This is a genomic window from Streptomyces sp. NPDC001717 (assembly GCF_042892775.1).
Classification (GTDB): domain Bacteria; phylum Actinomycetota; class Actinomycetes; order Streptomycetales; family Streptomycetaceae; genus Streptomyces.
This window is the reverse complement of the sequence record NZ_JBIAUK010000040.1, coordinates 54,698-69,590: the sequence shown is the minus strand read 5'-3', so window position 1 is coordinate 69,590 and position 14,893 is coordinate 54,698. Positions and strand designations below refer to the sequence as shown.

Annotated in this window: 10 protein-coding genes; 5 read left to right on the top strand and 5 right to left on the bottom strand. The window is 68.4% G+C overall.

Features of this window, described 5'->3' with window-relative positions; translation table 11 throughout:
• Positions 1-199: 199 nt before the first annotated feature.
• Positions 200-433 carry a hypothetical protein gene (locus ACFYZL_RS36645; protein ID WP_388685170.1) on the top strand — a complete coding sequence of 78 codons (234 nt, stop codon included), beginning with the start codon at positions 200-202 and terminating at the stop codon, positions 431-433.
• An 84-nt stretch (positions 434-517) separates the two neighbouring features.
• Positions 518-826, top strand: a complete 309-nt coding sequence (locus tag ACFYZL_RS36640) for a hypothetical protein (RefSeq protein ID WP_388685158.1) — start codon at positions 518-520, stop codon at positions 824-826.
• A 76-nt stretch (positions 827-902) separates the two neighbouring features.
• Here the strand turns inward: ACFYZL_RS36640 and ACFYZL_RS36635 are convergent, their stop codons facing one another.
• Positions 903-2,180 carry a WD40 repeat domain-containing protein gene (locus ACFYZL_RS36635; protein WP_388685156.1) on the bottom strand — a complete coding sequence of 426 codons (1,278 nt, stop codon included), beginning with the start codon at positions 2,178-2,180 and terminating at the stop codon, positions 903-905.
• Positions 2,181-2,388: 208 nt separating this feature from the next.
• On the opposite strand from ACFYZL_RS36635, the gene ACFYZL_RS36630 reads away from it, so the two are divergent.
• Complete coding sequence (locus ACFYZL_RS36630; RefSeq protein WP_388685153.1) at positions 2,389-2,538, top strand: hypothetical protein; 150 nt, start codon at positions 2,389-2,391, stop codon at positions 2,536-2,538.
• Positions 2,539-3,093: 555 nt separating this feature from the next.
• Here ACFYZL_RS36630 and ACFYZL_RS36625 read toward each other — a convergent pair.
• From ACFYZL_RS36625 to ACFYZL_RS36615, 3 genes are all read right to left on the bottom strand, one after another.
• Complete coding sequence (locus ACFYZL_RS36625) at positions 3,094-4,656, bottom strand: PIN domain-containing protein (protein WP_388685150.1); 1,563 nt, start codon at positions 4,654-4,656, stop codon at positions 3,094-3,096.
• A 50-nt stretch (positions 4,657-4,706) separates the two neighbouring features.
• Positions 4,707-4,922, bottom strand: coding sequence for a hypothetical protein (locus ACFYZL_RS36620; protein WP_388685148.1), 216 nt, complete (start codon positions 4,920-4,922; stop codon positions 4,707-4,709).
• A 236-nt stretch (positions 4,923-5,158) separates the two neighbouring features.
• Complete coding sequence (locus ACFYZL_RS36615) at positions 5,159-5,863, bottom strand: hypothetical protein (protein ID WP_388685145.1); 705 nt, start codon at positions 5,861-5,863, stop codon at positions 5,159-5,161.
• A 918-nt stretch (positions 5,864-6,781) separates the two neighbouring features.
• On the opposite strand from ACFYZL_RS36615, the gene ACFYZL_RS36610 reads away from it, so the two are divergent.
• Positions 6,782-7,051 (top strand): hypothetical protein, encoded by a 270-nt coding sequence (locus tag ACFYZL_RS36610; protein WP_388685142.1) that lies wholly within the window; start codon positions 6,782-6,784, stop codon positions 7,049-7,051.
• A gap of 2,604 nt (positions 7,052-9,655) precedes the next feature.
• On the opposite strand, the gene cas3 is transcribed toward ACFYZL_RS36610, so the two are convergent.
• Positions 9,656-12,679, bottom strand: coding sequence for a CRISPR-associated helicase Cas3' (cas3, locus tag ACFYZL_RS36605; RefSeq protein WP_388685139.1), 3,024 nt, complete (start codon positions 12,677-12,679; stop codon positions 9,656-9,658).
• Between cas3 and ACFYZL_RS36600 the strand changes: the two genes are divergently transcribed.
• Positions 12,660-14,879: a type I-E CRISPR-associated protein Cse1/CasA gene (locus ACFYZL_RS36600; RefSeq protein WP_388685137.1), complete on the top strand. Its 2,220-nt coding sequence runs from the start codon at positions 12,660-12,662 to the stop codon at positions 14,877-14,879. The genes cas3 and ACFYZL_RS36600 overlap by 20 nt on opposite strands.
• Positions 14,880-14,893: the final 14 nt, after the last annotated feature.

Below are 14,893 nucleotides of genomic sequence, written 5' to 3'. Positions count from 1 at the left end.
ATCAACACCAGGCAGCAGGGGTGCTATCCGCTCCCACGCCACATCCGTCAGCTCACCACGACCCACCACAAGATCAATTATCAGACAGTGCCTAGCGCCATGATCCGCCGGACAGGCCCTAACCCGGTGACACGGTCGACGGCAGCCCAGGTGGCACCGAATCCGGCACTCAAAGCCGACGGGGCTGAAACGGGCATCCGTGGGCTTCATCGCGGTCGCCATGATGCTCATGCTCATCGGGCCGTTTCTGCACACCGGCGGCCCGATGGCGGACTCCCGCCCGACAGCCGCCGGATGGTGGTGCATCGGCAGCGGAGTCGTCCTGCTCCTGACCGGACTCATCCTCATGACCGTGCGCGACGTGAAGAATGCCCCCGCCGCCGAACCGGACGACTCGTTCCACTACACATGCGGCTTCCCCCCGCTGATGTGAGTGTGGCCGCCGGGTACGGGGGTTCTAGGCACTGTCCTCAAACGATCTTGCCCGGGCGATGTGGACAGCAGACATGATGTGCTGGTGGGACATCTTCCAGTCGACGTGCGTGCTTCGCTTCGGTTCTTCGCCTTCTTCTTGGCCAACGGTACCATCGACGTTGATCTGCTCGACGGTTTTGACTATCGACCGGTTCTATTCCAGTTCGGTTCGTCGTTGGAGCAGGTCTTCGCGATCTATGCCAATGTGCTGGAAGTCGACGCGGACGGCGCGGTGCTGAATGACGGAGACGCGCAGTACCGTGCCGCACAGTGGATTCGCCGCGCTTGCGACCCGACGTACGAGGTCGAGCCGCCGTTCCAGGCATGGGAGACCGAACTCCACGGTCCGTGAATGAGCCAGCAGTCCTCGCGGGACTCACACCCAGGTCGTAGCGAGTGGCCAGGCTGCGCCTGTCGTGGCCGGGGCCTCAGGTGTCCGGGTGCAGGGTGTGGACGCGAACCCCATCGGCTTCGGCGACGGCCACGCGGGTGCCGTCGGGGGAGAACGCGACGTCCAGGACGGTGCCTGGCTCGTGGGCAAGGCGGTCGGCGACCGGGAGGCCCGTTGTCACGTCCCACAGCCGCACACCGCCGCGGACGCTGCTGGTTGCCAGAAGCGTGCCGTCCGGGGAGAACCACAGGCCTTTGACATCGCCGGTGTAGCCGTCGAGCGGCCGACCGCTCTGCTTGCGCAGGCTGTACGGGTCCCATAGGTGCACCGCGCCGCCGGATGCCACGGCAAGCACCGTCCCGCCCGGGGAGAACTCCATCGCGTCGACGTTTTCGCCGGACGCCCCCAGGGGCTTTCCGACCACGCGCAGGGTGTCCGGGTCCCAAAGCTCCACACCGGAGATCTCGGAGGCGGTCGCGATCAGGTCGCCGTCCGGCGCCACGCTGACCGCGGTGATCCTCTCCGGCCTGGAGGGCGGGTAACTGTCGGGATGGTTTTGCACGCCCTGGGCGTACGGGCTCGTCGTGTCCTGGATGAACCGCCTTTTGACGAAGAGCCTGTCTGCGATCGCGAAGGCCTGGCACGTCCAGTCGGAGGAATGCCAGATCCCGGTGACGGTATCGCCAGGCTGCCGCACCGCGCTGAAGTCGATCGTTTCGTAGTCCTGCGCGTCGACCCAGCGGCTGCGGATCTCCACCTTTCCGTGTCCGTCCGGGAGCGTCACCCAGACGGCGATGGAGCCGCCACAGTCGATCTGGACAAACCCGCGCTCGCCGACCTGGCCCCGCGCCGCGGTGAGCCGGTCCATCCACGAGGTGTCCGCCACCGGGGCCCCGGTGTCCAGGTCCACGACGACCTCCCCCGTCATCGCGTTGACGTACAGGTGGACGGGGTCGTCCCCGAAGACCTCGATGCGCGTCGGCAGGGCGGTCAGCCCCGCGAGCAGGTAGCTCTCCCCTAGTCGGCCGCGGGACGGGGAAGCGGGCCGGATCGCCTTGCGGGCCCGCACCGCCCGCTCCCGGGCCGCGTGCCAGGCCCCGTACCGGTCCGGCGGAACACGGCACGCCCCCAGCAACTGGTCGAGCTGGGCGACCTGCGGGATCGCACCGGCCCGCCAGTTCGCCAGGCTGTTCTCCGCGACCGCGGCCCGCTTCGCCAACGAGGCCGCCGACCGCGTGCGCAACTCCCCGTCGAGCAGCGCCACCAACACCGCGGTGAACCCCTCAGGCGTGCCCACGTCCTCCAAGCTCCCCATGGCGCCCCTCCCCGGGTTGCACCGCAAGTTGCGCCCCAACCCGACCACGAGCGTAAAGCTGCGCCCACATCCTCACCCGAGGTTTCACCCAACTTCACAACGTGCGGCACACGCTCCGGCAGCTTGCGCTGCCTTGCGGAAGTGCCCGCATACCAAGGAGGGACCGGCGGCGCCCGCCACCGGGAACAGCCCGCATCAGGGGGACACCATGACCTTCTTCCAGCTGCTCCTCGAGCAGTTCGCCGTCGGCCTCGCAGCCGGCCTGCCCTCCGCGCTCACCGCCGCGTTCGCCCCGGCAGCCGTCCGCAGCGTCCTTCGGCGTCGGCGCGCCCGCCGGAACGGCGAGAAGGCCCAGTGAGCTGGGCCTGCATGTCGGCGCCCCTGCGTCTTCGCTCCGCCGGGAGGCACGCGGTGGCGTACAGCCGGGAAAACCCTCGCTACATCCCCGACCGGCGGTGGTCGGACGACGATCTGCGTGTCGCCGTGGAGCTGAAGGACACTGTGGCGGCCTGACGTCCGAGGGAGAGTGCAGTGGCGTTTCGCCGGTGAACCGGGCGCCCCGGGCGGGTGAACCACCTGCCCGGGGCCTGTCCCGCGTCCAGTGCCGTGAACGCCTCCAACGTCGTGCCCATCACCGCAGCTCACACCGTCCGCCAGGGGTCTGCCCGGCACGCTGAAACGTTGATTAGAGGTTCTGGATCTCGCATGGGCCTGGGGCGGCGTTGTCCAGCCCAGGGCAGGGCGCGTTTGGTCCGGCCGGTGCCTTCCACGCGATAGCCGGGGGAAGAGGGCTCTTCCTCAGTTGGGGCCGGCATCGGACGCGTGTTGTCGGGAGCCGAGCTGACACGCGACGGGCCCCATGGATCAGTCATCCCTGGGACCGGCGTGCGGAGTCGTCGCCATCACCCATGGATCAGGCGGTGGGGCCTTCTTCTGGTTCGGGACCCGACCCGTCCCTATCGCTGGCCTCGTCCTCGTCAGCGTCCTCAAACGACAGCTGATCGTCGTCGACGTCTGTCTCATCGTCGTCGCTGTCCTGCTCGGTGATGCCCTTGGCAACCGATGCCGCGATGAGGCCGGTGAAGTCGGTGCGCGGCAGTAGGCCGGCGATGTCGAGCTTGGGCACGAGGCCGTCGAGACTGCGCCTCACGGAGGTGTTGAAGTCGAGCCGCTGCAGAGCCATCTCTGCCACGCTGCGGTTCAGGCCAGAGAGGTCGACCAGAGGGCCCAGCTGCTCCGCCAGGCTTCGGTTGAAGGCGGCGACGTCGCGGGTCGGAAAGAGCGCGCTGTAGTCGATCTTGGGCAGGTGCGCGCTGTACTCCCGGTGCAGGTTGCCCGCCACATCCAGTGAGGCCAGAAACTCCTTCGAGACCACGCCCTCAGCAATGGAGGCAGCGGCCAGCAAGTCCTGCACGGTCCGACGGCTGATCTCGGCGGTGCGCTTCTTCATCCGCTTCAGCAGCTCCACACACGCGGAGTCGGACACATCCGGAGCCTGCGGCTCCTGCGGGGTCAGGAGAGTGGGCGCCTCGCCCCCATCCCGCGCGGAGAACAGGACCTTCGTCTCCCACGTGCATGCGGTGTAGCTCGTATCGCCGGCATCCCCGTCGAAGGCCAGCCCGTACAGCAGCCACCGTGCGTTGGCCGTGTACCAGACATCGCCCTCGATCTCATGGCCCGTCACCTCCGTAATGGCAAGGACCTCAACCTCGGGGGAAGCCCACCACCCGCGCCACTGCACGGCTGTGTCGTCCCCGTCCAGACCGGCGAACCCAGAGGCCGAGGTAAGCATCTCCACGGCGGTCCGAGCGACGCGAGAACGTACGGACCGCGACCTCAGCAGCTCATCGGCGACGGCCTCCGCATCCGTACCCGACACCGTCTTCGTGAACGCAGAGACGACCTCGTTGAAGTCCATGAGCCGGGTGAGCCGATGCTCCAACCCCTGCACGTCCTCGTTCATGGGGTATGGGTAGGTGACCCCGTCGCCGAAGTCCTTGGTGTTGGCCGTGACGAAGCAGACCTTCTCCTCCGGGTTCTCCTTGAGGAACTCCAGGATGGAGAACCAGATGGCAACGTCCCGGGCACCCTCCGAGTGGTCCGCAGCCCGCTTGGCCGGCTTCAGGGCCAGCGCCTCGCGACTGAGAGCCCTCCGTGCGACCTCGGGACTGGTGTCGATCACCTCGAAGATCTCTCCGTAGACCTCCCGCCAGTGATTCATCAGGCGTTCCAGGTCAAGCGGCTCCAGGGTGCTCTTCAGTTCCCAGGGCACAAACTCGCGCAGCTTGCTCAAGGAGTTCATGACGGCGTCGTACTTCACGGGGTACAGCTGTGCCTGGTGCGCGGCCATCTCCTCCAAGACCATCCATGGCACGGCGACCCGGTGATGGCCCGACTGCCGGAGCTTGCGGATGATGTCGGCCCGCGGCCCCTCATGTGGCAGCTTGTTCACCGCGTTCGTATCAAAGATGATCAACTTTCCTCCAGCCCCCAGATGCATCACGACTCACTGGCGTCCTGTGCTGCTCAGCCGAGCCCTAGGTTCGCCTGCGTTTTCAGCTTGCCAGCCGTGAGCTTGGCGCCGCGAGTCCAGGTGTTCGACAAAAACACCCCGAGCTTGACTTCGGCGCCGTTCTCCAGTCCCTCCAGGTGGGCCCAGGGACTGTCGGAGCCCGTATCGTCGAAGCCGCGCACGATGGCGCTGACGGCCTCGACCTGCTGGGTGCGCAGCATCGTGGGCATCACGCAGCTCCTCTGACGGAACGAGGTTCGTGCGCGGTGGTGTCGTCTACTGCGACGGCGAGTCGTCGGGGCCGCTTTGCGACGGCGCCGGTGCTTGCGCGGGCCTGGGCACGGGCGCATTCGCGGGTGCAGTACTTGATGCCGCTCGCGCGGTTCGCGACCGTGTGCCGGGGCCACCCTTCACATCTCCGAAGCCTTGCCGTACGGCAGTCCGGAGGCCTCCCCGTGGCAGGCGCCTACCGCCGCCCGAAATGCTTCTGCCAGCTGGTGCGGCAGTCGGCCGGGTACTGAAGTGCGGGGTCGAGGAGATAGATCCCGTCGCTGAACTTCGCGAACCCGACCGATTCCCACACCTTTGCAATCTTGGCTCGGGCAGCCTGGTAGCCCGGCTCGTCGTTCTCGTAGTCCCCGTCGGTCGGCGCCGGTTCGCACGCGACCGCGCAGCACCCGGAGGCCAGGCGGCGGATCGCCTCGGCCGCGGCGAGGGCGCCGATCCCGAACCCGCGCCACTGAGGCTCGATCCGCACCCGGTCCATGATCAAAAGATCCCCGGCCGGCACGTCGATGCGCTCCTCGAACGCAGGCGACCAGTGAAGGCCCGGGGTCATCACATAGGTCGGGTCGGTGCACACCGAGACGATCTTTTCGATGTCGCCGGTGTGGGAGTCCGCCGCCTCCCAGGCCGGGTCCCGGGTGTAGTCGCGGATCCTGACGAACTCCATGTCGCCGATGGGTGTCCCGTCCTCGAAACGGCAGGGGTCGTCGGGCGGGCACTGCGGGCAGCCGTCCTCGGGGTGGGAGCGCAGGATCTGGACCGACCACACCTCGAGGGTGTCCTCGAACTCGTAAGGCAGCGCGGGGTGCTCGAAGCCGTAGCGCAGGATGATGTCAGTGCCGTCGAAGGGGAGCTCACGCGCTGCCTGCCTCGGGATGTAGTCCATGCCGACACCGTAGAGGCGCCCGCTGACAGGCGGGCCCAGAACCTTCAAAGCTCCATCACAGGGAGTGAGCCGCCTCCATGTCCGTTCCTGGTAAGTCCGTCTCCGCCGCCGCAGAGGAACGGCACGCGCTTGACCTCCCCGCGACGCGCAAGTAGCCGCACCTGCACGGCGGTCCGACGCGCGGCGTCTGGCCGGGGAGTCGGTCGGGTTGCGGCGCGGGCGGGAGACTGCCGACCATGCATGTGGACGTGGAGTCGGTGGCCGTGGAGCTCTACGGGCTGCGGCCGTCGGAGTTCGGGGCGCTGCGCAAGCCGACGCTGGCGGCCTGGAGGGCCGACCTGCCGGCCCGCCGTCGGCCGACGGTGACGCACAGCCTCGTGCAGCTTGGCGAGGCGCTGCGTACCGCACACCGGGCCTTGGACGGGGAGCAGTTGCGGAAGCCGTCTCGTGATCAGCATGTGGTGATTGGGCGGCTCGCACGTACGGCGTGCGCTCTGGCCGCGGCGGCAGGGGAACGCCTCCTGGATTGTGGGCCGCCAGAGAACTCGCGGGCCGACTGGTCGGCGCGGCCCTGTGCGCCCCGACCACCCCGCCCTGCGCCTCGGTTCCCGACGGCCCCCGCGTATCCGCCCCCGCAGCCCGCTTCCGCTCCACCACCACCCCCACCGGCGCAGCCCCCGGCCAGCCGGCGCCTGCGGAACCGGCTGTGCGCGCCCACCGGCGCCCACACAACACCGCGGGCGTGCGATAGGCGCGGCCGCTCCCGGCCCGCGCCGGCCGGGGGCCAACCTGCGTCCGCTCGTCGGCCGGCCGGATCCCGCGCGCGGGTGGGTCGTTGTCAGTGGGGTACGAGACGATGGAGCTCCTGCCTCGGAGAGGGAGTCGGCCGTGGTCGTACGGCGGTTGTTCAGCACCAGCATGTTTGGCCTTGCCCTGGGCACGGCGGGCTGGAGCCTGGCCCGGTACAACGGGGCCCGGGAAAGTCTCGTGGCTACCTGGTGCGAGGTGGTGGCGTGGCTGCTGGTGCTCGCTGGTCTGGCCGTGCTGGTGCTCGGCTACTGCGGCATCATGCTGGGCGACGGCGGAAGGCGCCGGAGCGCCCGGGAGGAGGTGCGGGTACCGGAATCGGACGAGGTCCGTGCCCACGGGCTGAAGGTCTCCAAGGACGGTGCGCCGCCCACCGGCTGACCTGCCGTGCCCGTTCAAGTTCTCCGAGAACGCGACGGTACTCCTGGCGCTCGTCTGCTCGTTGCTGGGGCTGTACACAGCATCCGGGCTACCGGGGCAGGCCTCGGAGGCCGCCCCGATTGCCCCACGGGTCACAAAGTCGCCCTATCCACGTCGAGTCCGGCGAGGGCTTCGAGCTGCTGGGTGTCGAGCCGGTCGCTGTGTTGGCGCTGGCCGGCCAGCCACACCCCCATACGGTGCTCACTCCCGTCCGAGCTCGCGCGTACGGGCTGGATTGACGGGTGAGCCGGGAGGCGGCAGGAGCCCACCGTCGATTCCCGTGCGTGCGGGTTGTGTACATGCCTGCTGCTCCTCGTCGTCGGCCCCATCCGTGGATACCCTGCTCGAACGGGTTGGATCTGCCTCGCTCCTCGTACGGAGTGCCCTGGCCTCGTCGATTCCCGCAACCACGGGTTGGACTCCTCTTCGGCCAGCTGGCGCTTGGAGTGGAGCCGTTGATTCCCGCGTTCGGGTTGGACTACTTCGCGGCCGGTACGCGCCGGTTGGTCCGCCGTCGATCCCCAGACGCGTGGGTCGACGCCGCCAGATCGCCACGGGCATGTTGTGCACGTGATCCAACCCGCAAGCGTGGGAATCGACGGCCCAAGCCAAATGACGAGGGAGAAGGGCCGGCCGCACTCAACCCGTATGTGCGGGTTGGACTTCATCTGCGCGACCTCCCACGCGGTGTACTGTCGTTGATCCCCGCGCTCACAGGGCGGCCTTGTCTACGGCCAGGCCGTCGATTCCCGGGCGTACGGGTTGCGCACTCCCACCGCGTCTGAGTTGACGGCCGCGTACCGTCGATCCCCGCGCGTACGGGATAACGTGAGTACGTGCACCTAGGGCACCGAGACGAGCCGTTGATCCCCGTCTGTACGGGTTGGACTCATTGGCGTACTCATCTCCGAGGCCTTCCGGCCGACGATCCCCGCATGTACGGGTTGGACGGCTCCTTGTGGTGACCCTGCGAGTAGATCACCCGTCGATCCCCGCGCGTACGGGTTGGACTCCGTGGCATCGCACATCTGGACGACCATGTGCCGTCGATACTCGTGCGGGCGGGTTGGTTGGGACGATGCTGCGCAGGATCGTGCGCTGAACCCGTCGATTCCCGCGCGTACGGGTTGGATGTGGCCGCGTGTCGGCCGCGGACATGGCACCTGCGAACCCCTTGCGTCGATCCCCGCGTGTACGGGTTGGACGGCCGACCGGTTCCCTCGGACCCTGACGCACTCCGTCGATTCCCGTGCATATGGGTTGGGTACGGCGGCAGCCTCAGCCTGGCCGTGCGTGGTCCATCGGTCTCCGTGCGTACGGGTCGGATACACGTCCGAGCCGGTCAAGGGTGATGCCCGCCCGTCGATGCCCGCGAGTACGGGTTTGATTCGATGAAGAGGTCGGCCAGGAAGCCATTCGTCCGTCGATTCCCGCGTGTACGGGTTGGACGCCGCGGCGTGGAACAGCGCCGCCAGCAGGTTCCGCCGATCCCCGCGCGTACGGGTTGGGTACGTCGGGCCAGCTGAAGTACATGACTCCTGCCCGTCGACCCCGCCTGTACGGGTCGGGTGGGACGGTAGCGGCCATAGACGCTCGAACCCGCCGTCGATCCCCGTGCGTACGGGTTGGATCCCTTGCTCATCTTGTCGAGAGTGACCGCAGCCCGTCGATCCCCGCATGTACGGGTTGGATTCGTCCGCCATCAGCTTGGGCGGAGAAAGGATCCGTCGATCCCTGCGTGTACAAGTTGGATCCGGTGGCCAGCACGCCGATGGGGCCGGTGGGCCGTCGATCCCCGCGTGTACGGGGTGGATCCCCAGTCGCCCCCGGCGATGCGGGCTATGAACCGTTGATTCCCGCGAGTAATGATTGGACGCCATCTCCCTCCATCCCTGCTTGGCGTACTCCCGTCGAAACCCGGGCGTATGGGTTGCCCTTTCGCCGGGTTTCTTGGCGTAGTCGGACGTCGATCCCTGCGCGTACGGGTTGGATCAGCCGGTGCACTGGTACTCGCAGCCGCACCCCCGTGGATCCCCGCGTGTACGGGTGGGATGCGAACATGGCCCGCTCCCGAACGGCGGTCGACCGTCGATCCCCACGCGTACGGGTGGGATACCGGGAACGCGGGCGCCGGCGTGGACGAGTTCCGTCGATCCCCGCGCGTACGGGTTGGATAGTTCCTGACCTGCGGGTTCTGGAGCGATCTACGCACTTTTGAATTGTGGAAGGCCCCGTGGATGCGGCGGCCACGGCGGTGGGGGTACGTCCCTTTTCCTCCATTGTGGGGCGTTGCGGAGCAGTAGGGCTTGGCGTGTGGTGCGCCACGCTGCGGCGGTGACTCGTTCCGCCTAGATGATCACCGTGGTCTCCAAGGCGCGCCGAGGAGTCCGGCGTGCCCATTCCTTGGCCCTGGCGGTACGGGTGGGTTGGGGCGGTCTGGCTGGGAGTGCTCGTGGCTGGTGGTGGGGCGGGGCCGTGTTTTCGGCCCCGCCCCGTCCCTGTCGTGAGGGAAGTGGGAGCTGCAAAGGGGGCAGTCTTCCCGTTGATTCCCGCGGTTGCGGGGTGTCATGAAGCTACCTGTGGTTGTGGGCTTCGCCGGTGGGACAGGCCCGTTTGTGGGGTGTAGGTCAGGTGCGCGAGTCGTCGGTCTACCGGGTGGCCGTCCGGGCGTAGCAGCAGGGTGTGGCGATCGCTGAGTGACGGTGCGGGTTCGGGTTTGGCCCAGGTGGCGGGGTGTGGCAGGTGGTTGGTGCCGATCCAGTGGTGGGGAACGCGGACGGTGTTGAGGAGGAAGTGACGGCGTTGAAGTCGGTGGGCTTCGCGGTCCTGGTCGGCGTAGGGGTGGTAGCGCTGGAGGTCTGCGGGTTCGTTGCCTTCGGGGTCCCAGGTGATGCGGTCTGGGTGTTGGTAGAGGCCGATGACGTTGATGGAGGGGGTACCCAGGCGTGATCGGGCGGCCAGGTGGGCGGGGTGGCCCGGGTCGTCGTCCGCGGCGCCGTGGTTGGGGCCTGAGGCGAGGTCCTCGTAGGTGACGGCTTCTCCGTCTGGATAGGGGCGCAGTTCTCGTCCTTCGGCGGCTTTGCGTTCGTCTCGCAGGCGGCGTTGCCAGTGCGGGTGGAGGGTGTGGAGCAGCTGGTGAATGGGGGTGTCGCCATGCGGGGGCATGGTCGTGTAGATGGTGGTGAGGATGCGCTGTGTGTCGGCGGTGCTGGTGAGTGTGAGGGGTGCGTGGGTCGGCATGTGCTGGTGGATGGCGTGCCAGGTCGCGGCGAGGATGTAGGGGTCGTAGACGCCGGGGGCGCCGGGGCGGGGCAGGTGTGGCAGGCCGCTTTCGCCGGGGGTCCACAGGACGTGGGTGAGGGGTGCGAGGTGGCTGTGGTTGGGGCGGTTGACGGTGTGCCGGCCTTGGCGTCCGCGGCGCTGCAGGAGGAGGTCGAAGGGGCATAGGTCGGTGTAGAGGTGGTCGGTGTCGTAGTCGAGGCTCTGTTCGAGGACCTGGGTGCCGATGAGGAGGAAGCGTGCGGGGCGGTCCGGGTTGGGGGTGTTCGCCCGTAGGGCGGGGTCGGGGTGGGGGCCGAGTTTGCCTTCGAGGACGGCTTGGTGGCGGGCTCGGTCTCTTTCGAAGTAGCGGCCGTGGAGCAGGAGGATCTCTTCGGTTTTCCAGCCGTGCTCTTCTGCTTGGGCCAGGACGCTCTGGTGGAGGTCTTCGGCGCGGGCGAAGGTGTTGCGGATGGCGGTGGTGATGCCGGCGGTGTGCCGGGTGAGAAGAGTGTGTGCCAGGGCTTCCGGTCCGGGGTCTGTCACGAGGCGGATGCGTGTGCGGTGTGTGCGTCGGCTCTTGCCGCGGGCGGGGGTCAGGGATCGACAGCGGCCTTGGTCGTCGATGACGGTGATGGGCCCGCTGGGCTTCGGGGCGCAGGGGTTGGTCTGCAGGCCTGAGCACCAGGCGGCGACGAGGGCGTGGCGCTGGTTGGCGGGGAGGGTGGCGGACAGGACGACGATGCTGGCGCCCGCGTCGGCGAGCCACGCGATGGCCGCGCCGAGTAGTTGCTGCTGGTAGAGCTCGTAGGCGTGGGCTTCGTCGATGACGACCGTCTTGTTGGCCAGGCCGTAGAGGCGCAGGAACCAGTGCCGGGACTTTTGCGGGGCGAGGACGAGCTGGTCGATGGTGCCGACGCCGAAGCAGCTGAGGAGACCGCGGCTGCGCTGCTCGTACCAGGTGTTGAGGACGACGGAGGCCGGCTGGTGGGAGTCGGGGTCGTCGCAGGTGGTGAGGTTGATGAGGTGGGGGTCGGTGGCGGCTGCTGATGCGTTTTGGAGTTCGCGGCTGATCTCGGAGGCGTGGGCGCTGCCGTGGACGACGGCGAGGTTGGCCGCTTCGTGGCTGCCGAGGATCACGGTCAGGTAGTCCCGGTAGCGGCGGGCGAGCTGGTCGCTTGCGGCGCGCAGTGGGAGGGCGAAGTAGGCGCCGTGGTAGCCGCAGGTGAGGGCGAGGCGGTGGGTGAGGTACTGCGCGATCTCAGTCTTTCCGCCTCCGGTGGTGTCTTCGATGATCACCAGGCTCGGTGTCGTGATGCGGGCGTCGATGACGGTTCTCTGTGCGGGGCGCGGCTTGGGGGTGTTGGGCATCTGCTCGGCCCAGGTCAGCTCGGTGGGCTGCCAGCGGTGCAGGCGCAGTTCACGGATCGCGGTGGCAGCTTCGGTGCGGCTGCCGTGCCACCAGAGGTTCGTGTCGGTGCCGACGGCTTCGGGTGTGCGGTAGGTGAAGCGGGATTCGTCCGAGGCGATCCAGTCGCTGTGGACCACGAGGCCGGCGAAGAGCGCGAGGACGCTGGGCCGTTCGGGGTGTACCAGGGCGGGCAGTGTGGCGAGGTCTACGTCGAGGAGGCGGGCGAGTTCGTCCAGGACGTCGCGGTGGATGTGTCGCCAGGCCGGGGTGAGGTCGCATTCGGCGGTTGTGATGCCGGTGGAGTTGGGGATGTGGCCGTGGTGTCCGCCCAGGAGCGCGGCGATGGCGTGCAGGCCTTCGTGCTCGGGGCCGCTGTGGCGTTCGTCGTCCGTGCAGCAGGGGCAGCCGAGGAGTGCGGGGAGGTAGCGGGCGGTGACGTGGGCGTGTGGCGGGGCCGGGCGGTGGAGGCCCCCGAGGGGTAGGCCATGGGCTTGAGCCTCGGCTTGCCAGCGGCGGCCGTGGGCGGCGAGTTCGGGGTTCTGGTTTTGGGGAAAGCGCAGTTGGTTGGCCGGGTTGGCTTTGCCGGGCATGTCGTGGGCCGCAGCGAGAAGCATCAGGACGCGGCGGGCCGTGGCAGCGTCTCCGGCGCCGAACGCCTGGGCGAAGCGGGCGCGCACGGGGGTAGCCAGGTAGTGGTCGAACAGCTCGCCACAGACGGCCGCGGTGTCGAGGCAGTGGGCGAGGAGGGTGTTCCAGGGGGGTCCGCCGCGTTTGCGGCTGAGGCCGAACCGGTCAGTTTTGGCCCATAGCCAGAGCCAGGGGAGTGAGTGCGGCGCGTCGTTTTCGGGATTGAGGCCCGGTTGCGCATGAGGCTGTGCCCCGCATACCCGACAAGGAAGAGTGTCCACTTTGGCCACCATTCACGCTACTTTAGAGACACTTGACCGTCTTCACTACGACTTGCGGCATGAATCCTGCATTACGGCACTGACAATCGGCTCTGACCAGGCAAAACAGGTCTCACAGCTGTCCGTCACGGAGGTCTTCGAGCAGGCAGAGGACATCCACGGGCTGGTGCACATCTCGCCGGGCGTCCGCATGGCGCTGTACGAGCTGCTGCTCGGCCTGCTGTACGTCACCGGTGTCCACCCCCGCACCACCAAGGAATGGAGAGAGTGGGTGCTTCAACGGCGCCCACTGGCCGAGGCCGCCGAGGTGCTGCGCGCGGACTTCGACGGCCGGCTCGACCTATTCCATCCGGAGCGGCCCTTCGGACAGAACAGTCTGCTGGCCCCCTTCATCGACGCCCACGGCTACGGGCCTGCCCAGCTCGACATCGAGCGGGCGGGGGACGGGGCCCAGCTGGAGGACCACGTCCACCTCCACCACCCCTTGCGTCCCACCGCGGCCCAGGCGCTGGCGGCGATGCTGACCAAGCACATGTACGACCCGGGCGGCCGGATGAAGGCCATGAACGGCTGGCTCGGCCGGCCCTTCACCTACGGCGCGCTGGGCCGCAACGCCACACGGGTACGGAACCTGGCGATGGGGGACTGCCTGGCGGACACCCTGCGCCTGAACCTGACACCCGTGAAGAAGGCCGGCAGCTACAACTTCACCTGGACCGAAGGCTGCCAGGACCGGCGCACCTTCACCGGTGACGGTGCGAACATGCCGCGGACGCCGGACGGGCCCGCCGATCTCCACAGCTGGTTGGGCCGGTCGATCCTGCTCTCCCCGGCCATCGGCCCGGACGGCAGCATCGTCGTGGACCGGGTCCTCGTCGGTGCCGGCGACCTCATGCACGAGCTGCCCCATACCCTCCTGCAAGACGCCGTCCTCGTCGACGGCCGCCCGCAGCAGGTCCGCAGCGACACCGCCCTGTGGCGCAGCGCGGCCGCCCTCTACGCCGGTACCGGCAGCCAGGACCCCAAGAACGCCAAGGACGAAGACCTCTTCGCACGCCTGACGAAGGTGAAACGAAAGGTGGACATCTGGTCGGTCGGACTCATCACCAACCAGCGGACCCCGGTCGGCTGGGTCAGTGACACCTACCCCTTCGTCGGCACTCAGCTGCGCCCCCTGCACCTGGCGGCTGTCGATGGCGCCGCCTGGTGTGCGGCCGCCGAGCGGGCGGTGCGGTCAGGAGCCGTCATCGCCCGTGACATCGCCTTTCCCAACGCCCGTCCCGAAGAACGCAAGGACATCCTCGAGCGGCTCCACCCTGGGCCGCTGCTGTGGGCACGGTTCGAGGGGGCGTTCCACGACCTCCTCGACGCCATCGCCGTCGCCGACGAAGACCCTCCCGAGGCACACCCCCTGCTCCACGCGAAGGCCCGGGCCGACTTCGCACGGTCGGTCACCGCGCTCAGCCGGGCAGCGCTGGACGAAGGCCTGCGCTCACTCCCGGCGTCCGGCCTCGCGCTGGAGGCTCAGGTGAAGGCAGAAGACCGCCTCTCCACCGTGCTGCACAGCAACCGCGCCTTCCCCGCCGAATTTCTGGAGGCCAACATGCCAACCGCACCCGCAGGCGCCCTGCCGGCAGAGGAAGCACCGGACCTTGAATCGGAAGCGAAAACGACACCGAGCAGGGCACTCGCACGCTGGCTTGTATCCCTCGTGGAAACACGCAACCACGACTTCCTCAAACCCCTGAAGGAATCGGCGCCGTCCGGGCCCCTGCGCAGCGAGGCCTTGGAGGCACTCGCCGTGGCCGCGGCCTTCGCTCCCCGAGAAGCCCAGCGGCCGGCCTACGAACTCACCGCGCATCTCTTCGCCCGCTACCACGCGGCGATGCCGACCATGGACTGGGCGCGCCTGTACGGATCCGGCGACATGGGGTCGGCATGCCGGCGGATCGGCCTGGGCCTCTCACGAGGTCCCGCCGATCCAGGGTGTCTGGCCGTGTTCAGGCGACTGACCGGCGACCGGGCGATGCCGGCCGCCGTCCTCTCCGAGGCCGTCGACCGGCTGCGTGCCGCCGAAGCCGTCTCGCCCCACTGGGCATCCCTCGTCGAAGACCTCGCCGACTGGCCCCGCCGGCACGAAAGCGTCCGCAAGGAGTGGGCGCGCAGCTTCTACACGCCCGCCAGCCGCACCCGCCAGAGCGCAACCTCCTGACCCCCAGAGCTCAC

Excerpts from the sequence above, each read along its gene's own strand:
- cas3 (WP_388685139.1), bottom strand. The coding sequence starts at position 12,679 with ATGGTGGCCAAAGTGGACACTCTTCCTTGTCGGGTATGCGGGGCACAG.
- ACFYZL_RS36615 (WP_388685145.1), bottom strand. The coding sequence starts at position 5,863 with ATGGACTACATCCCGAGGCAGGCAGCGCGTGAGCTCCCCTTCGACGGC.
- ACFYZL_RS36610 (WP_388685142.1), top strand. The coding sequence starts at position 6,782 with ATGTTTGGCCTTGCCCTGGGCACGGCGGGCTGGAGCCTGGCCCGGTAC.
- ACFYZL_RS36620 (WP_388685148.1), bottom strand. The coding sequence starts at position 4,922 with ATGCCCACGATGCTGCGCACCCAGCAGGTCGAGGCCGTCAGCGCCATC.
- ACFYZL_RS36630 (WP_388685153.1), top strand. The coding sequence starts at position 2,389 with ATGACCTTCTTCCAGCTGCTCCTCGAGCAGTTCGCCGTCGGCCTCGCA.
- ACFYZL_RS36635 (WP_388685156.1), bottom strand. The coding sequence starts at position 2,180 with ATGGGGAGCTTGGAGGACGTGGGCACGCCTGAGGGGTTCACCGCGGTG.